The sequence below is a fragment of the Nocardioides sp. genome (assembly GCF_036267815.1).
Classification (GTDB): Bacteria; Actinomycetota; Actinomycetes; order Propionibacteriales; family Nocardioidaceae; genus Nocardioides.
This window is the reverse complement of record NZ_DATAVI010000096.1, coordinates 18621-36283: the sequence shown is the minus strand read 5'-3', so window position 1 is coordinate 36283 and position 17663 is coordinate 18621. Positions and strand designations below refer to the sequence as shown.

Annotated in this window: 19 protein-coding genes; 12 read left to right on the top strand and 7 right to left on the bottom strand. The window is 72.3% G+C overall.

The features are described from left to right. Window positions 1-217: 217 nt before the first annotated feature. The 3 genes from VHW64_RS19715 (at window position 218) to VHW64_RS19705 (ending at window position 1672) form a co-directional block, all read left to right on the top strand. Window positions 218-1135, top strand: coding sequence for an SPFH domain-containing protein (locus VHW64_RS19715; RefSeq protein ID WP_329652281.1), 918 nt, complete (start codon window positions 218-220; stop codon window positions 1133-1135). 28 nt (window positions 1136-1163) lie between these two features. Then, on the top strand, window positions 1164-1364 hold the full coding sequence (locus VHW64_RS19710) for a hypothetical protein (RefSeq protein WP_329652280.1): 201 nt from the start codon (window positions 1164-1166) through the stop codon (window positions 1362-1364). Between the two features lie 62 nt (window positions 1365-1426). Further along, a complete protein-coding gene (locus tag VHW64_RS19705) occupies window positions 1427-1672 on the top strand; it encodes a hypothetical protein (protein ID WP_329652279.1) in 246 nt (81 codons plus the stop codon). Window positions 1673-1687: 15 nt separating this feature from the next. Here VHW64_RS19705 and VHW64_RS19700 read toward each other — a convergent pair whose 3' ends face one another. Next, the gene (locus tag VHW64_RS19700; protein WP_329652278.1) at window positions 1688-2041 is read right to left on the bottom strand and encodes a YidH family protein; all 354 of its coding nucleotides are present in this window, start codon (window positions 2039-2041) and stop codon (window positions 1688-1690) included. Window positions 2042-2239: 198 nt separating this feature from the next. On the opposite strand from VHW64_RS19700, the gene VHW64_RS19695 reads away from it, so the two are divergent. From VHW64_RS19695 to VHW64_RS19685, 3 genes are all read left to right on the top strand, one after another. Then, window positions 2240-2767 (top strand): (deoxy)nucleoside triphosphate pyrophosphohydrolase, encoded by a 528-nt coding sequence (locus tag VHW64_RS19695; RefSeq protein ID WP_329652277.1) that lies wholly within the window; start codon window positions 2240-2242, stop codon window positions 2765-2767. Window positions 2768-2772: 5 nt separating this feature from the next. Beyond that, window positions 2773-3681, top strand: a complete 909-nt coding sequence (mshB, locus tag VHW64_RS19690; RefSeq protein WP_329652276.1) for an N-acetyl-1-D-myo-inositol-2-amino-2-deoxy-alpha-D-glucopyranoside deacetylase — start codon at window positions 2773-2775, stop codon at window positions 3679-3681. 212 nt (window positions 3682-3893) lie between these two features. Then, window positions 3894-5570: a VanW family protein gene (locus VHW64_RS19685; protein ID WP_329652275.1), complete on the top strand. Its 1677-nt coding sequence runs from the start codon at window positions 3894-3896 to the stop codon at window positions 5568-5570. A 35-nt stretch (window positions 5571-5605) separates the two neighbouring features. Here VHW64_RS19685 and aspS read toward each other — a convergent pair whose 3' ends face one another. Next, window positions 5606-6880 carry an aspartate--tRNA(Asn) ligase gene (gene aspS / locus VHW64_RS19680; protein ID WP_329652274.1) on the bottom strand — a complete coding sequence of 425 codons (1275 nt, stop codon included), beginning with the start codon at window positions 6878-6880 and terminating at the stop codon, window positions 5606-5608. A 240-nt stretch (window positions 6881-7120) separates the two neighbouring features. Here aspS and VHW64_RS19675 point away from each other — a divergent pair, with 240 nt between their 5' ends. The 3 genes from VHW64_RS19675 to VHW64_RS19665 all read left to right on the top strand — a co-directional run bounded on the left by VHW64_RS19675 (window position 7121) and on the right by VHW64_RS19665 (window position 8799). Beyond that, window positions 7121-7747, top strand: coding sequence for a class I SAM-dependent methyltransferase (locus tag VHW64_RS19675; RefSeq protein ID WP_329652273.1), 627 nt, complete (start codon window positions 7121-7123; stop codon window positions 7745-7747). Continuing rightward, on the top strand, window positions 7747-8523 hold the full coding sequence (locus VHW64_RS19670; RefSeq protein ID WP_329652272.1) for a thioesterase family protein: 777 nt from the start codon (window positions 7747-7749) through the stop codon (window positions 8521-8523). The genes VHW64_RS19675 and VHW64_RS19670 overlap by 1 nt, the downstream gene beginning before the upstream one ends. 72 nt (window positions 8524-8595) lie before the next feature. After that, window positions 8596-8799, top strand: a complete 204-nt coding sequence (locus VHW64_RS19665) for a hypothetical protein (protein WP_329652271.1) — start codon at window positions 8596-8598, stop codon at window positions 8797-8799. A 52-nt stretch (window positions 8800-8851) separates the two neighbouring features. Here VHW64_RS19665 and VHW64_RS19660 read toward each other — a convergent pair whose 3' ends face one another. Next, a complete protein-coding gene (locus tag VHW64_RS19660) occupies window positions 8852-9781 on the bottom strand; it encodes a GNAT family N-acetyltransferase (RefSeq protein ID WP_329652270.1) in 930 nt (309 codons plus the stop codon). A 53-nt stretch (window positions 9782-9834) separates the two neighbouring features. Between VHW64_RS19660 and fdxA the strand changes: the two genes are divergently transcribed. Together fdxA and dapC are read left to right on the top strand one after the other, a co-directional pair. Continuing rightward, window positions 9835-10161, top strand: a complete 327-nt coding sequence (gene fdxA / locus VHW64_RS19655) for a ferredoxin (RefSeq protein WP_329652269.1) — start codon at window positions 9835-9837, stop codon at window positions 10159-10161. A 9-nt stretch (window positions 10162-10170) separates the two neighbouring features. After that, window positions 10171-11298 carry a succinyldiaminopimelate transaminase gene (gene dapC, locus VHW64_RS19650; RefSeq protein WP_329652268.1) on the top strand — a complete coding sequence of 376 codons (1128 nt, stop codon included), beginning with the start codon at window positions 10171-10173 and terminating at the stop codon, window positions 11296-11298. Here the strand turns inward: dapC and VHW64_RS19645 are convergent. From VHW64_RS19645 to VHW64_RS19630, 4 genes are all read right to left on the bottom strand, one after another. After that, window positions 11295-11603 carry a hypothetical protein gene (locus VHW64_RS19645; protein WP_329652267.1) on the bottom strand — a complete coding sequence of 103 codons (309 nt, stop codon included), beginning with the start codon at window positions 11601-11603 and terminating at the stop codon, window positions 11295-11297. The genes dapC and VHW64_RS19645 overlap by 4 nt on opposite strands. Before the next feature lie 142 nt (window positions 11604-11745). Beyond that, window positions 11746-12582, bottom strand: a complete 837-nt coding sequence (locus tag VHW64_RS19640; RefSeq protein WP_329652266.1) for a hypothetical protein — start codon at window positions 12580-12582, stop codon at window positions 11746-11748. A 31-nt stretch (window positions 12583-12613) separates the two neighbouring features. Beyond that, complete coding sequence (gene dapD, locus VHW64_RS19635; RefSeq protein ID WP_329652265.1) at window positions 12614-13576, bottom strand: 2,3,4,5-tetrahydropyridine-2,6-dicarboxylate N-succinyltransferase; 963 nt, start codon at window positions 13574-13576, stop codon at window positions 12614-12616. 26 nt (window positions 13577-13602) lie between these two features. Further along, complete coding sequence (locus tag VHW64_RS19630) at window positions 13603-14154, bottom strand: DinB family protein (protein ID WP_329652264.1); 552 nt, start codon at window positions 14152-14154, stop codon at window positions 13603-13605. A 298-nt stretch (window positions 14155-14452) separates the two neighbouring features. On the opposite strand from VHW64_RS19630, the gene ileS reads away from it, so the two are divergent. After that, entirely contained in the window at window positions 14453-17647 is a 3195-nt protein-coding gene (gene ileS / locus VHW64_RS19625; RefSeq protein WP_329652263.1) for an isoleucine--tRNA ligase, read from the top strand. Window positions 17648-17663 lie beyond the last annotated feature (16 nt).

Below are 17663 nucleotides of genomic sequence, written 5' to 3'. Positions count from 1 at the left end.
GTCACGCGTCGAGTCCCGGAGCCAGGGTGGGACATCCCCGGCACGCGGGAGTGAGATCCCGACGAGGGAGAGACGGTCGGGAGGTTCTGCCCGTCACGAAGAGCTGCTCAGGAGGTCGGCATCGGGTGGTCGCCGCCGACCTTCAGTCGAACCCCTTGGCAGCGGCCCGCAAAAGTGATATCTATTTGATATCACTTTTCCAGATCAGGAGCACGCCATGTCCGACGCGCAGCAGTCAGCACCAACTCCCGAGCCCTCGATCACGCCCGTCGGTCACCAGGGTGCCCGCGTGGAGATCGCCCAACGTCCGGCATGGGCCGTCAGCGGCTGGCTGGGCGTGCTTGTCCTGGCCGGCTGCGCAGCCCTCGTCTGGGTGCTAGCGGACCACGGGTCCGGGTGGCTGTGGCTCCCGGTCGTGGCGTTCGTCATCGTGGTCACCTCGCTGGTGGTCGTGCCGCCCGGCCAGACCTCCGTCGTGCAGTTCTTCGGCACGTACGTCGGCACCGTGCGCCGGGCGGGCTTCTGGTGGGTGCTGCCGCTGACCGTGCGACGCCGGGTGAGCATCCGGGTGCGCAACTTCGAGACCAACCGGCTCAAGGTCAACGACAACGACGGGAACCCCGTCGAGATCGCCGCGATCGTGGTCTGGCAGGTCGCCGACACCGCCCGCTCGACGTACGCCGTGGACAGCTACGAGAACTTCGTCTCGGTCCAGGCGGAGGCGGCCCTGCGCCACGTCGCCAACACCCACCCCTACGACAACGCCGACGACAACGAGACGTCGCTGCGGGGTGGCACCGACGTGGTGGCCGGTGAGCTCGCCGCCGAGGTGGCCAACCGCGTCTCCGTGGCCGGTGTCGAGATCGTGGAGGTGCGGATCTCCCACCTCGCCTACGCCCAGGAGATCGCGCAGGCCATGCTGCGGCGCCAGCAGGCCAGCGCCGTGGTCGCCGCCCGCAGCCGGATCGTCGAGGGAGCCGTGGGCATGGTCGAGCTGGCCCTCGCCCGGCTCGCCGAGCACGAGGTCGTCGACCTCGACGAGGAGCGCAAGGCGAGCATGGTCAGCAACCTCCTCGTCGTCCTGTGCGGCGACCAGCCGCCCTCGCCCATCGTGAACGCCGGCTCGCTCTACTGAGGATGACGTTCGAGGGAGGCGGCGAGCCGTGAGCTCCCGACGCCAGGTCCTGCTGCGGGTCGACCCGGCGGTGCACGAGGCCCTGATGCGGTGGGCCGACGACGAGTTCCGCAGCCTGAACGCGCATGTCGAGATGTTGCTGAGGCAGGCGCTGACCCAGGCCGGCCGAATGCCCAAGAAGGCCGGGCCGCTGCCGCGTCGCGGCCGCCCACCCGCCGCCCCCGGCTAGGGGGCAGTGGGCGGGGGGCCCCGGGATTGGAACGATCCAAGTCTGCGCGGCAGACTGGTGGCATGACCCGTTTGATCGACGATCTCACCACCCTGCATGACGGCTACGTCGCGGCAGTGAACGCCGCCGTTGCGGCCGACGACCTCGACCGCGCCGACCGTCTCGCCACGGAGTACGACGAGGAGGCGATCACGATGATCGCCGTCCACGAGGGCCGCACCCACCTGCTCCCGATCCGACGCCCGCGAGACGCCGACTCGGGGCTGCGGTCCCGGATCCGCCGGCTCACCGCCCCGCGCGTCGCCTGACCGCTGGACTGGTGCTCAGATCATGACCGCCACGAGCAGCGCGGCGACGAGCACCAGCGCGAGGGTGAGCACGATCCCGAGGCCGAACGACGGCAGCGGCTCCCGACGTCTCATCGCCCGCTCGATGCGCGCCCAGCGCAGGAGGGCCAAGCCGCAGACCAGGCCACCCACCCCGATCAGCACGACGACGAGCAGCGAGCGCAGCCAGTCGGTGGCCGGGACGGCGAGCGCGTGCAGCGCGACCCCGCCGGCGAACATCGCCAGCGCCGTCCGCACCCAGGCCAGGAAGGTTCGCTCGTTGGCCAGGCTGAACCGCGGGTCGGGGTCGCTGCCCTCGTCGTAGACCCAACGGGGCTGGCGCGTCGTCACAGGGGACATGGTGCCGTACGCGGTGGCCAGAGGCGACAACGTCACCCGGGAGACGAACCGGGCGGACTCAGAGGCCTCGGGGGCGCTGGTCGGGGGCTACCTTGACGCCGTGGACGCGACCTCCGTCCACTGGCGGGCGCCGTTGTAGCAGGAACTAGAGTCCGGCTCGGGCATGCGGTCGTGGGCAGGGGGATGTAGGTGTCTCGACGGGCTTCCGCGGGCGTCCGGGGGCTCGTGGGTGGGCTCGTGGGCCGGGCCCGGGGCACGCTGCCGATCCCGGCGTCGACCTCGTCCGCGGAGCGGCCCGCCCGCCACGACGCCTCTCCCACCGGGACTCCGCCCCTGGTCGTGGCCGCGGCCGTCGTCGACGAGGGTCGGCTGCTGGCCGCACGCCGTACCGCTCCGCCGGAGGCTGCTGGACGCTGGGAGCTGCCGGGCGGCAAGGTCGAGGCCGGGGAGTCACCGGACGCCGCGCTGATCCGCGAGATCCGCGAGGAGCTCGGCTGCAGCATCGCCGTGGTGCACTGGCTGCCGGGCTCCGCTCCGATCGGGACGACCGGGCTCGCCCTGAGGGTCGCCGTCTGCCGGGTCTCGGAGGGCAGCCCCGAGCCGGGCGTCGACCACGACTCGCTGCGCTGGCTGGGCCGCGAGCAGCTGGACGACGTCGACTGGCTCGAGCCGGACCGCCCCTTCCTGTCGAGCGTGCGCGGGCTCCTCCTAGGGTGAACCGCATGAGCGACCTCCCGGCGCGACGCCTGCTCCTGGTCCACGCCCATCCCGACGACGAGACCATCGGCACCGGCGCCACGATGGCGAAGTACGCCGCGGAGCGGGCCGGGGTCACGCTGGTCACCTGCACCGGCGGTGAGCGCGGCGAGGTGCTGGTGCCCGAGCTGGCCCACCTCGCCCACGACCAGGACGACACGCTCGCGGAGCACCGCCGCGGTGAGCTCGCCGAGGCGATGAGGCTGCTGGGCGTGGCCGACCACCGCTTCCTCGGCGGCTTCGGGCGGTACAGCGACTCCGGGATGGCCTGGCACGAGGACGGACACGCGACCGTCGGCGAGGACTTGCCGGCGAACGCGTTCTGGAACGCCGACCTGACCGAGGCCGCGACCTTGCTCGTCGAGGTGATCCGCGAGGTCAGGCCCCAGGTGCTCACGACGTACGACCAGTTCGGCAACTACGGCCATCCCGACCACATCCAAGCCCACCGGGTGGCGATGTACGCCGCGCAGCTCGCGGCCGTGCCGTCGTACCGCCGAGACCTGGGGGAGCCCTGGGAGATCGCCAAGATCTACTGGCAGGCGATGTCGGAGTCGCGCTGGCGGCGCAGCCTGCGGGCGATCCGCGATGCCGGTGACACGACCAGCTTCCAGGGGCTCGACCCCGACGGGCCGCTGCCGATGGCCACCCCGGACGCCGACCTCGTCGCGGAGATCGACGGCTCGGCGTACGCCGATCAGAAGGTCGCGGCGCTGCTGGCGCACCGCACCCAGATCGAGGTCGACGGGCCCTTCTTCGCCCTCTCCAACCACGTGGGGAACGAGGTGCTCGCCATCGAGTCCTACCGGATCGCCAAGGGCACGCCCGCCCCCGGCCCGAACGGCCTCGAGGACGACCTCTTCGCCACCCCCTGACCCTCCCAGACCCCACCCGGACCCCACCCCCATCCACAGGCGCGCTGGTGCCAAATCCCCCGCTGAAGCGGGGTTCTTGACACTTCTTGGCCTCTGCAACCCCCAATAAGTGCGAACTCCCCCGCTGAAGCGGGGGATTTGGCAGCGGGATTTCCACAGGAGGGACGGCGTTTCGGCTACGTTGCGGGGCTTGGGCTCCTAGCCTTCCTACCGTGGCACGCCCGAACCGGCGAGACGACTGGCCCGCCCGCGAGAGCGAGGGCGGCCGGGTGGTGCTCGCGCTGATCCTGGGCCTGGCCATGCTTGCCGGCGGTGCGTACGTCGCGGCCTATCTCGTCGCCGGCGACAGGGTCCCCGTGGGTACGACGGTCGCCGGCGTCGACGTCGGCGGTCACAGCCCGCCCGCGGCCGCGCAGGTCCTCCAGCAGGGTCTCCGGCAACGCGCCTCGATGCCGTTCACGGTGGTGATCAACGGTCGCAGCCAGCAGGTCAGGCCCGAACAGGTGGGCCTGGCCGTCGACTACGCCGCGTCGGTCCGCAAGGCCGGCGCGGAGCGGAGCTGGCATCCGGCTCGACTCTGGAGCTACTTCACCGACGGCGTGGCCTTCCAGCCGGTCGTCACCTTGGACCAGAACCGCCTGGGCCGGCTGCTCCAGCGGCTCGACGTCAGCGACGGTCGCACCGCGACCGACGGCGGCGTCGTCTTCCGCCGCCACAGCTTCAAGGTGCGACCGGCGCGCGCCGGCTACACGGTCGACCCGAAGGCCGCGGGCGCGGCCTTCTGGGGTGCCTACCTCAGCCACGACCCGTCGGTCGTGCTCCGGCTCGCGCCCACGGCACCGGCCATCGGCGCCGCGACCGTGCACCGGTTCGTCCGGCGCTTCGCCAACCCCGCGATGGCCTCCGACGTGGCGCTGAGGTTCGGCTCGGCCTCCGTGCACCTCTCGCCCGCCGAGTACGGCCACCTCCTGGTCGCCCGCCGGGTGGGCGACCGGCTCCGCCCCGCGGTGCAGGCCCGCCCGCTCGTGCACCTGACGAGGTCCGACCTCGCCGGATCCACGCGCGACCGGCCACAGCCGGCGACCGTCGTCCTCGACCATGGCCACCCACGCGTCGTCCCCGCAAGACCGGGGCTCAGCTTCAGCTCGCGTGACGTGGCGAGGGCGCTGTTGGCCGCGATCGCCTCGCCCCGGCGTCACGCCCGGGTGCAGCCCACCCCGGCGCGGGCGAGGTTCACCACCGCCGACGCGCGCGGTCTCGGCATCCACCGCACGCTCTCCTCGTACGGCGTGCCGGTGCGGCGCGACGCCCGAGCGGCCGTGCAGGCGGCTGCGAGCCGGCTGGACGGCGTGCTGCTACGGCCGGGCCAGTCGCTGTCGCTGCGCGGCCACCTGGGCTCGGCCACGCCCACGGGCGCGACCGGTGACAGCCTGGCCACCGCGCTGTTCAACGCTGCCTGGACGGGCGGCCTCCAGGTGACCACCCACACCGCCGGGTCGTCCTACACCGGCTCCGCGCCGGTCGGGCGCGACGCGTCCCTCCGGGCCGGCCGGGACCTCGTCGTGAGAGACGACACGAGGTACGGCGTGCTGGTCTCGGCGACGGTCGAGCACGGTGAGCTGTCGGTGTCCTTGTGGTCGACGCCGCGGTGGACCGTCTCGTCACAGCACGGGCCGCGCACCCACGTCGTGCCTGCTGGCCGGGACGTCGAGCCGGGGCCCGGCTGCGTGCCCGCACCCGGCCGCCCGGGTTTCCGGGTCACGATCACCCGCAGCTTCGAGCGCGCCGGTCACCTCGACCACACCTCGTCGTACACCGTCGGGTACTCGCCGGTCGACGCCGTCGCCTGCCGCGGCAGCCACCACCCCGGCCACCACCATCACCACTGACCGGGGCTCAGGTCAGCGGCGGCCGTGCGGCCCTGCTACGGCGCCAGCCGGTGCAGGTCTCGCGGGAAGAGCGTCACCTCGCGGATGTTCGGTGCCTCGACGAGGCGTGCGACCCAGCGCTCGAGCCCGATCGCGAACCCGCCGTGGGGCGGGATGCCGCGGCGGAACGCCTCGACGTACGTCGCGTAGGGCTCGTAGGGGTAGCCGCGCTGCTCCAGCGTGCGGACGTAGTCGTCGTAGCGGTGCAGACGCTGCGCGCCGCTGACCAGCTCGATGCCGCGGAAGATCAGGTCGAAGGCCCGGCTCCAGTGCGGGTCCTGCGGGTCGGGATGGCTGTAGAACGCGCGGTTCGCGGTGGGATAGCCCTCGACGAGCACGAAGTCCGAGCCGTGCTCGGCCATCGCCCACTCGCCCAGGGCCCGCTCGTGCGCGGGGCTGAGGTCGGGTTCGTCGGCGGGAGCCCCGGCGATCGAGAGGGCGTCGCGGAAGTGCAGCAGCGGGATCGGCTCCGGCACCACGGGCAGCTCGATCCCGAGTCGCTCGACGGCACTCGCGCCGTACCTCCGGATCCCGTCGACCATGCCGGCGACGACGTCGCGCAGGCACGCCATCACCTCGCGGTGGTCCTCGACGAAGCCGAGCTCGACATCCAGTGAGAGGTACTCCGCGAGATGTCGCACCGTGTCGTGAGGCTCGGCGCGGAACACGGGGCCCACCTCGTAGACGCGCTCGAAGACGCCCACCAGCTGCTGCTTGTAGAACTGCGGGCTCTGCGCGAGGTACGCCGGCCGGCCGAAGTAGTCGACCGTGAAGACGTTCGCGCCGCTCTCGGTCGCCTGCTCCACCAGCTTGGGGGAGTGGACCTCGGTGAAGCCGTCGGCGTCCAGCGTCTCCCGGAAGCCTCGGAGACTGGCGGCGGCCAGCTCCCACTTCGCGCGCTGGACCGGGTGTCGCCAGGTGGTGGCGGCATGGTCGAGCAGGGTGGGGAGGCTCGCGTCGAGGCTGGGTCGCCAGAGCTCGACGGCCGGGGTCTCGGCGTCGTCGCTGAGTGCCACCACCGTCGCCTCGGTGACCTCGACGCCGCCCGGCGCCTGGTCGTTGGCCGTGGCGAGCCCGGTCACCTCGACCGGCGTCTCCTCCGGAGGCAGGGCGGTCCCGGCCGGCAGGACGACCTGGGCGAGACCGCTGCGGTCGCGGAGCACCAGGAACGTCACCCGGGCGAGCTCTCGCCGGCGGTGTACCCAGCCCTGGAGCCGGACCTCCTCGCCGGGGGTGGCCGCGGGCAGTGCGGATGCGAGCGTACGTCTCATGCTTCCTCCAGTCACAGGACTGCCCTGGAGGTGTGGGCGGGGGCAAGGTCGCGGTGCCACCACACCTTCGCCGGCCCGGTCTCTCGGCGGCCGGCCTCTCGCTGTCACGTCGCTCGCACGGACCCTGCGCTGCGCTCCTGGCGTGGAGGGGGTTCGTCACACCCCGCGGTGGTCGGCACCATCGTAGGGAGCACCGACACCGCGGCCCAAGTCACCGCACGGGTCCGGCACGATGGGGGGATGGCGGACCCGCACGAGCACGCAGCGTTCACCGGCGACTGGTGGGAGGAGCACTACCAGGCCGCGGAGCAGGGCGGCCACGAGCCAGGTCCCCAGCTCGTGGCCGAGGTGACCGGGCTCGGTCCGGGCACCGCGCTCGACGCCGGGTGCGGCACCGGCGCGGACGCCGTGTGGCTGGCCCGACAGGGCTGGGAGGTGACGGCGCTGGACATCTCGGCGACCGCCGTCGACCGCGCTCGGACCGAGGCGGGCAGGCAGGCCCCCGACGTCGCGGGGCGGGTCACCTGGCTGGTGGCCGACGTGACGACGTGGGAGCCGGCGAGCCCGTTCGACCTGGTCGTGAGCCAGTACGTCCATCCCGACACCACCTTCGAGGCATTCGTGTCGCGGCTGGCCGACTGCGTGGCCCCCGGTGGCACGCTGCTCGTGGCCGGCCACGACCACGACGACAGCCACGCGGCGGCACACGCGCCACAGGACGCCGCCATCGATCCCGTCGCCGTCGCGGCCGTGCTGGACCCGCGCGAGTGGCGCGTCGAGACCGCCGAGACCCGCTCCCGTCAGGTACGCCGCGCCGATGCCGAGGTGACGATGCGCGACGTCGTGGTCAAGGCGCGGCGGGCGTAGTGGCAGCGGCGTACTTCCAGCGCCTCGGCGAAGGTCGCTTCCGAGCCACCGAGCACACCGGCGGTGCGTGGGAGCCGGACACCCAGCACATCGCGCCGGCGCTCGGGCTCCTGGCGCACGTCGTCGAGGTCGACCGCGACCGGCGGCGCGACGACACCCTGGTCGTGACCAGGCTGAGCTACGACATCCTCGGCACCGTGCCGATCGACGAGGTCGACGTCGACGTCGCGGTCCTGCGCGCCGGACGCACCATCGAGCTGGTCGAAGCCGTGCTCGCCGCCCACGGCCGGCCGTCGGTCCGGCTGCGCGCCTGGCTGATGCAGCGGCGCGACACGCGTGACCTCAGCGGCTCGGGCCACCCGGGGCTGCCCGGACCCGAGCAGACCGAGCCCTGGGACGCGACCAGCGTGTGGCGTGGCGGCTTCATCGCCGGAGCCGAGGTACGCCGTGACCAGCAGGCGCCCGGCCGGGCCCGGGTGTGGGTGCGGACCTCGACCGACCTGGTCGAGGGCGAGCCCGTCAGTCCGATGAGCAGGTTCGCGGGGCTGCTCGACATCGCCAACGGGATGGCCGTGCGCGCGGACCCGGCCGAGGTGCTGTTCCCGAACATCGACCTCACCGCCCACTTCTTCGACCAGCCGCGCGGGGAGTGGCTCGGGCTGGACACCACCGTCTCCTTCGGCCGGGGCGGCGTCGGGCTGACCACGAGCGTCGTGCACGACGAGACCGGCCCGGTCGGGACGAGCTCCCAGTCGCTCACACTGCGACCCAGGTAGGGGTGGCGCGCGGAGGTTGAGCCGACGTACAACTGGGTACGCATGGGGTGGGGTTGAGAAGGGGGGTTCGGCATGACCAGGCACCAAGCACTCAAGCTGCTGCTGACGCGGCGGATCCCGGACGACGTCGCCTCGATCGAGGCCACGCTCCGGGCGATCGCCTCGAGGCTGGACGCCGCCGTGGGAGAGGGCGAGTACGCCGAGGCGCACCATCGTCTCGACGAGCTGCTCACCGCCCGCGACGCTGCCGCCCGACGGGACGAGGTGCTCGTCTGACGCGGCCGCTCCGGCCGCTCGCGGTCGCCCTGGCCGGCGGCCCGGCGGTTCCCTACGGCTGCGTGGCGGCGTCGGGGGCGTGAAGGTAGCGGCACCGGTGGTGCTCGCGCAGACCCAGCCCGGCGTAGAGCATCCAGGCGGGCGTGTTGGATCTGTCGACCTCGAGCCAGACGGTTGCCGCGCCCACCTCGGCTCCGGCGGTGAGCAACCCGGCCATCAGCCGTCGGGCCAGCCCACCGCGTCGACGCGACGCGTCGACCCGCAGCCCGTGCACGCCGAGCCAGTCGCCGTTGAGCTCGGCTCGCACCCGCCCCGCCTCGACACCGTCGAGCCAGACGGTCGCCAGGAAGCGCGTGTCGTCGACCGCCACCTCGACCTCGTCGGCAGAGCCGGCCGCACGCAGCGCCATCACCAGCGAGCCGACGAGGTACGGCGCGTCCTCAGCCTCGCCCTCGCGCCACCCGGCCCCGACCAGAGCGCGCTCGACGTCCGAGCCCTCCTCGACCTGGGCGGTCGCGACCCGGCCCCGGGCGGCGTAGAAGTCGACGACCTCACGGGCCGCGTCGGCCAGCGGGAGGCCCGGGTCGCCGATCGCGAGGCAGGAGTTGGCCCGTCTCGAGCCCCGACCGCGCTCGCCCTCGACCAGCCGGAGCACCCACTCGCCGAGGGGCTCGGTCGCGGGCGAGACCCACAGCGGCAGCGCACGGACCTCCGCCTCGCGCGCCGACACGCGCTGACGCACGGACCCGCGCGGCGGGACGGGCTTGCCGGTGACCAGGTCGGCGAGCGGGATGGTCACCGCCGGGCCGGAGTCGGTCGCCACGACACAGGTGGCGGAGTCCCAGGACGTCAAGGTCCCGAGCACGTCGGTCATCGCCGGCCCGCCGGAGGGGCCGGTCTCGCCGGGCAGCACCCGGCGTACCACGACTCGCTGGCCGACGACATGGGGGCCCAGGCCGTGGGCGGTCGCGGGATGAGCCACCGCTTGATACTAGGCTGGGCCTGACAGAGCAACGCGTGCCTCAGGAGGATCTGGTGACCTACGTCATCGCCCAGCCGTGTGTCGACCTCAAGGACCGGGCCTGCGTCGACGAGTGTCCGGTCGACTGCATCTACGAGGGCAAGCGGATGCTCTACATCCATCCCGACGAATGCGTCGACTGTGGTGCCTGCGAGCCCGTCTGCCCGGTGGAGGCGATCTTCTACGAGGACGACACCCCGGAGGAGTGGAAGGGCTACTACGACGCCAACGTCCACTTCTTCGACGAGCTCGGCTCCCCGGGCGGGGCAGCCAAGCTGGGCGAGGTCGACCACGACCACCCGCTGGTCGCGGCGCTGCCGCCCCAAGAGCACGACGAGTGACCCTCGCCGGTGGCTGAGAGGGAGGGCCACGTCTCAGGGCGCCTTCCCGACTTCCCCTGGGACCAGCTGTCGGCGTACGCCGACCGGGCGCGAGCCCATCGCGACGGGATCGTCGACCTGTCCATCGGCACGCCGGTCGACCCCACGCCCGAGGTCGTACGGCGGGCCCTGGAGGGCGCCTCGGACTCACCGGGCTATCCCCAGACCGTGGGGCTGCCCGAGACCAGACAGGCCGCCGTCGACTGGTTGGCGCGTCGTCACGGCGTCAGCGGGCTCGGGCTCGACGGCGTGCTCCCGGTCATCGGCACCAAGGAGCTGGTGGCCGCCCTGCCCGTGCAGCTGGGTGTCGGACCGGGCGACCTGGTCGTGCTCCCCGCGCTGGCCTACCCGACGTACGCCGTGGGGGTGGCTCTGGCGGGTGCCCGCGCCGTCGCCACCGACTCGCTGACCAGTCTCGGACCTGAACGGCCGGCCCTGCTCTGGCTGAACTCGCCCGCGAACCCCACCGGCCGGGTGCTCCCCACCGCGCACCTGCGCAAGGTCCTCGACTGGTGCCGTGAGCGCGGCACCCTCCTGGTCAGCGACGAGTGCTACCTCGAGTTCGGGTGGGAGGCGGGGTCGAGGCCGGTCTCGGTGCTGCATCCCGACGTGTGCGGCGAGACTCACGACGGGATCCTCGCCGTGCACTCGCTGTCGAAGAGGTCCAATCTCGCCGGCTACCGCTGCGGCTTCGTGGCCGGTGACCGCTCGGTCGTCGCCGAGCTGGTGGCGGTGCGCAAGAACCTCGGCCTGATCCAGCCCGGCCCGCAGCAGACGGCGATGGCCGCGGCGCTCGCCGACGACGACCACGTCGAGGAGCAGCGGCAGCGCTATCTCGCCCGTCGCACGACGATGCGAGCGGCGCTCGAGGCCGCCGGGTTCCGGGTCGACCACTCCGAGGGGGCGCTGTACCTGTGGTGCACGCGTGAGGAGGACTGCTGGCAGACCGTCGCGGCGCTCGCCGACGAGGGCATCCTCGTCGCGCCCGGGACCTTCTACGGCGCCTCCGGAGCGCGCCACGTCCGCGTCGCGCTGACGGCGACGGACGAGCGCATCGAGGCGGCTGCTCGCCGCCTCGATGCGCTCAGGGCGTCCTAGACAGCCGCCCCCGGCATGGCGAAGGAGCCATCCTCCTCGCGAGCCGCCATCGCGAGCTGGTGTTGCTCGTCGAAGGTCTCGGCGACCGGTGCGTCGGGCATCGTCTCCGGGATGCGCACCGCACAGATCGAGTCCAGGCGGATCACGGAGTGCTCGGCGTGCGTGCTCAGGATGAGGCCGTGGCCGTCGAGGCCGGCGACGTTCCCGCGAAGCCACTGCCCGTGCACGAGCACCTCCACCGGCAGGTGGTTGTCCTCCGCGCGTCGCAGCGCCGTACCGACTGTGAACAGAGTTGATCCGTGCATGACTGCCCCCCCGAGCCCCCGGCTCTTGCCCCCAAAGCCCCCCCGGGCTCTGCACTGGTTGGGAAAAGCGTAGGGCGATATTCGGTGCGGCGGCGCGTTTCGATGGCAAAGTTTCGGCAAAGAGACCGGGTGCTGGGCCGGGTCAGTCGATGACGACCGAATCCGTCGCCGAGCCGGACGACGCGCGCTCCCAGCCGTGCGAGCTGCCCGCGGTCCACGCGCGCTCGCGGTAGCCCACCCTCCCGATGTGGAGCGTCTGGGCGTGGGCGACCAGGTACGACGCGAGGGCCCACCCGCGCGGAACCGTCCCCGACGCGACGGCGAGCCGGCCGTCCGCGCCGACGCTGACCGACACCGGCCCGAACACCGGCCGCAGCGCCCGGCGCAGGCTCTCGGCGCGCCGTACGCTCGGGGTCGCGCGGCCCGCGGGAGCCGGAAGGTGGCAGGAGAAGGCGGCAGGGGAGTAGCCGGTGAGCGCCGAGGCCAAGGCCCGCGCGTCCTTCTCGTAGGAGGCGTAGGCCTCGGGGAACCCGGAGTGCTGCACGTCTTGGGCCGCCTTGGTGACCGCGAGCGTCTCCCAGCCCGGCACCTTCTCCAGGGCGTCGTAGAAGGCGTTGGTGGCGTAGAGCGGGTCGAGGACCTGCTGACGGGTGCCCCAGCCCTCGGACGGCCGCTGCTGGAAGAGTCCCAGCGAGTCGCGGTCGCCACCGCGCAGGTCGTACAGCTTCGACTCCTGGAGGGCGGTCGCCAGTCCGATCGTGGCGGCGTGGGCCGGCATCCCGCGCCGGACCGAGACCGCCGAGATCAGGCTGGCGTTGCGCGCCTGCGCGTCGGTGAGGACCACGGTCAGGCCGCTGACGTGCGTCGTGCACTCGCCGAGCGTCTTCTCGTCCTTCGACGAGTGCCGGGAGATGCCGTAGGCGACCCCGCCGACGACCAGGCCGACGGGGACGGCGACCGCGGCGACGCGCTTGGCCATTCTCATCAGGTCCGGTCCGATCCAGGGGCGGTCAGTTCTGGTGCAGCGCCTCGTTGAGAGCGACACCGCCGGCTCGCCAGGGCACGACCTCGACGGTTCCCGACACCGAGTTGCGGCGGAAGAGCAGGTTGTCGCCACCGGAGAGCTCGACGGCCTTCACGACCCGCCCGTCGGGCATCGTCACCTTGGTCCCGGCCGTGACGTAGCAGCCGGCCTCCACGACGCAGTCGTCGCCCAGGGAGACGCCGATGCCGGCGTTGGCGCCGATCAGGCACCGCTCGCCGATGGCGACGACCTGCTTGCCGCCGCCGGACAGGGTGCCCATGATCGAGGCCCCACCTCCGACGTCCGAGCCGTCGCCGACCACCACGCCGGCCGTGATCCGACCCTCGACCATCGAGGTGCCCAGGGTGCCGGCGTTGAAGTTGACGAAGCCCTCGTGCATGACCGTCGTCCCCTCGGCCAGGTGGGCGCCCAGGCGCACCCGGTCGGCGTCGCCGATGCGGACGCCGCTCGGCACGACGTAGTCGGTCATCCGAGGGAACTTGTCGACCCCGAGGACCTGGAGCGGTCCGGCCGCGCGCAGGCGCATCCGGGTCGTCTCGAAGTCGTCGGCCGGACACGGGCCGGCGCTGGTCCACACCACGGTGCCGAGCACCCCGAAGATGCCCTCGAGGCTGAGTCCGTGCGGCCGGACGAGGCGGTGCGAGAGCAGGTGCAGCCGCAGATAGGCGTCGGGCACGTCTCGAGGTGGCTCGGCCAGCTCGATCTCGACCCGACGCACCTCGGTGCGCACCCGGCGTGCGACGTGGTCCCCCGCGAGTCGCAGCAGGGCCTCCGGGGCGACCGAGCCGTCGCCGGGGCCGTCGCCCAGCACCGGCGCCGGGAACCAGCAGTCCAGCACCGTCGCGGCGCCGGGGCCCTCGGAGACGACCGTGGCCAGTCCCCAGCCGTGTGCCGTCGTCCCGCTCGCGTCGTCCACCCCGTCGCCCACCCGGGGAGTCTACGGATCGGTCGCGCCTACTGGCCGGTGCGGCCGTCGACGCGCTCGCGCAGCAGGTCGGCGTGACCGCAGTGGCGCGCGTACTCCTCGATCAGGTGTACGACGGTCTCCCGCACCTCGGACCGGTCGCCCTCGGGGCCGACGAGCGTGCCGAGGTCGTCGATGCCGGCGTAGACCTCGCGGGCGTGCGCGACCTCGGCGTGCCACGCGTCCCAGGCCTCGGCGACCACGGCGTCGTCGGCGACGGCCCCGTTGAAGTCGAGGTCGCGGTCCTCGGCGGACTTGAACGGGCGCGGCAGCTCCATCCGGCCCTCGATGAAGCGACGGGTCCAGTGGAACTCCACCGACGCCAGGTGCCGCACGAGCCCGAGCAGCGACATGCTCGACGGAGGCACGCTGCGCTCGGCGAGCTGCTCGGCGTCGAGGCCGTCGCACTTCAGCTCCAGGGTCATCCGGAAGTGGTCCAGGTACTCCTCGAGGACAGCCTTCTCGCCGTGCGGGGTGCTGCCGGTGTCGCGCGGGTCGTCGCCGGGGTCGACCCACATGCCGGGGACCTGGCGCTCGGTCATGGGTCCCGAACCTACCCCGGAACCAGGTGGCCCCGGGGTTCGTCGGCCGCGTAGGCTCGCCCCACAGGCGTTCGAGCCGTCATCAGCGGCGAGCCTCCGGAAGAACGGCGGGGCCGTCGGTCGAGCTGGCCGAGACCACGGGCCCTCCCAGTAGACCCGGACGGGTGGGCCCGTCACAGCCCGCGAACGAGCGGTTGCCCCGATGGTCGAGATCCAGACCGCAGGGGTGGCAAGCGAGGTGGTACCGCGGCAGTCGTCGTCCTCGTGGTTTCGGCAGGCTCAACCCACGAGGACCCAGATGACGTACCCGAAGGTCTCCACCAGACCGCACACGCAGTCGCCGGACTTCCCGCGGATCGAGGAGGCGGTGCTGGCCTACTGGCACGCCGACGACACCTTCCGGGCGAGCGTCGAGCAGCGCGAGGCCGGTGACAACGGCGCCAACGAGTTCGTCTTCTACGACGGCCCGCCGTTCGCCAACGGGCTCCCGCACTACGGCCACCTGCTCACCGGCTACGTCAAGGACCTCGTCCCGCGCTACCAGACGATGCGGGGCCGCCGCGTCGAGCGCCGCTTCGGCTGGGACACCCACGGCCTGCCCGCCGAGCTCGAGGCCATGCGCCAGCTCGGCATCAAGACCACCGACGAGATCCAGGAGATGGGCATCGAGGCGTTCAACGCCGAGTGCCGCAAGTCGGTCTTCGAGTACACCCAGGAGTGGCGCGACTACGTCACCCGGCAGGCCCGCTGGGTCGACTTCGACAACGACTACAAGACCCTCGACCTCGACTACATGGAGTCGGTGATGTGGGCCTTCAAGCAGCTGTGGGACAAGGGCCTGGCCTACGAGGGCTTCCGGGTGCTGCCCTACTGCTGGAACGACGAGACCCCGCTGTCCAACCACGAGCTGCGGATGGACGAGGACGTCTACCAGCAGCGGCAGGACCCCGCGGTCACGGTCGGGTGCCGGCTGGAGACCGGTGAGCTGGCCCTCGTCTGGACCACCACGCCGTGGACCCTGCCCTCCAACCTGCTGATCATGGTCGGTCCCGACATCGACTACGTCGTGGTCGAGTCGGACGTCACCGGGACGACCGAGCGCTACGTCGTCGGCGAGGCGAGGCTGGCGGCGTACGCCCGCGAGCTGAAGGACGAGTCGAGCGGGTCCGTCGCGGACCAGGTCGTCGCCCGGCTGAAAGGGCGCGACCTGCTCGGGCGGCGCTACACGCCGCCGTTCGCCTACTTCGAGGGTCACCCCCACAGCCACCGCGTGGTCGAGGCCGACTTCGTGACCACCGAGGACGGCACCGGGCTGGTGCACAGCGCGGGCGCCTTCGGTGAGGAGGACAAGGCGATCACCGACCGCGAGGGCATCGAGCTCGTCGTCGCCGTGGCCAAGGACGGCACGTTCACGCCTCCGATCACCGAGTACGAGGGCATGCACGTCTTCGACGCCAACGTCGCGATCATCGAGCACCTCCAGAACGCGACGCGCGGCACCGGGGAGACCGGCGCGGTCACGCCGGGCACGGTGCTGCTGCGCCGGGAGTCCTACGAGCACTCCTACCCGCACTGCTGGCGGTGCCGCGAGCCCCTGATCTACATGGCGGTGTCCTCGTGGTTCGTCTCGACCACGAAGATCCGGGAGCGGATGCTGGACCTCAACCAGCAGATCCGCTGGGTGCCCGAGCACGTCAAGGACGGCCAGTTCGGGAGGTGGCTGGAGAACACCCGCGACTGGTCGATCTCCCGCAACCGCTTCTGGGGGAGTCCGATCCCGGTCTGGCGCAGCGACGACCCGGCGTACCCGCGCATCGACGTCTACGGCTCCCTCGACGAGCTCGAGCGCGACTTCGGCGTTCGCCCGGACAACCTGCACCGGCCGTTCGTCGACGACCTGACCCGGCCCAACCCGGACGACCCCACCGGCCGCTCGACGATGCGCCGGGTCACCGATGTCCTCGACTGCTGGTTCGAGTCGGGATCGATGTCCTTCGCCCAGGTGCACTACCCGTTCGAGAACGCCGACTGGTTCGAGCACCACTTCCCGGGCGACTTCATCGTCGAGTACATCGGGCAGACCCGCGGCTGGTTCTACACGATGCACGTGCTCGCGTCGTCGCTCTTCGAGCGGCCCGCCTTCGAGACCTGCCTCTCCCACGGCATCGTGCTCGGCAGCGACGGGCAGAAGATGTCGAAGTCGCTGCGCAACTACCCCGACGTGCGCGAGGTCTTCGACCGCGACGGCGCCGATGCCATGCGGTGGTTCCTCATGCAGTCGCCGATCCTGCGCGGCGGCAACCTGATCGTCACCGAGCAGGCCATCCGCGAAGGCGTCCGGCAGGTGCTGATCCCGCTGTGGAGCTGCTGGTACTTCTTCACCCTCTACGCGAACGCCGCGTGCCCGGGTGGCTACGACGCCCAGCGGTCCACCGCGTCCGACCATCCGATGGACCGCTACCTGCTGGCCAAGACGCGCCAGTACGTCGAGGAGTCGACGCGCCAGCTCGACGACTACGAGGTGGCCAACGCCTGCGACACCACCCAGCGGTTCCTCGAGGTGCTCTCGAACTGGTACATCCGACGGTCCCGGCACCGCTTCTGGTCCGCTGACGGCAACGTCGACGAGGCCGCGTTCGACACGTTGTTCACCGTGCTGGAGACCGTGTGCCGGGTGACCGCGCCGATGCTGCCGCTGACGGCGGAGGAGGTCTGGCGGGGCCTGACCGGCGAGCGCTCGGTGCACCTGACCGACTGGCCGACCGCGGTCGATCTGCCCGAGGACGCCGCGCTGGTCGCGGCGATGGACCAGGTCCGTGACGTGTGCTCCGCGGGCTCGGCGCTGCGCAAGGGCGCGTTGCTGCGCAACCGGCTGCCGCTCTCCCAGCTGACGGTCGTCGTGGCCGGCGCGGAGCGGCTGAAGGGGTTCGAGGAGATCGTCGCCGACGAGCTGAACGTGCGGTCGGTGCGGCTGCTCGGCGTCGACCACCCCGATGCCGAGACCTTCGGCGTCTCGCAGCGGCTCTCGGTCAACGCCCGCGCCGCCGGACCGCGACTGGGCGGCGACGTGCAGGTGGCGATCCGGGCAGCCAGGTCCGGTGACTGGGCGGTGTCGGAGTCCGGTGTCGTGACCGCGGGAGGCCTGGAGCTCCACGAGGGCGAGTACACCCTGGAGACGGTCGCCTCGGGCGGGGAGGACTCCGCGACCGGGCTGCTGCCCGGCGGCGGTTTCGTGGTGCTCGACACCGCCGTCACTCCCGAGCTGGAGGCGGAGGGGGTTGCGCGCGACCTGGTGCGCGCCGTGCAGCAGGCGCGGCGCGAGGCGGGGCTGGAGGTCTCCGACCGGATCGGCCTGACCATCTCCGCCGACGCGTCGGCGGCCGACGCTGCCCGGACCCACGCCGACCTGATCCGCCGCGAGACGCTGGCCACGTCCCTGGAGGTGCGCGAGGCCGAGGTCGCCCAGCCGGTCATCGAGCTCACCCGGTCGTGAGGCGACTGGAAGGATG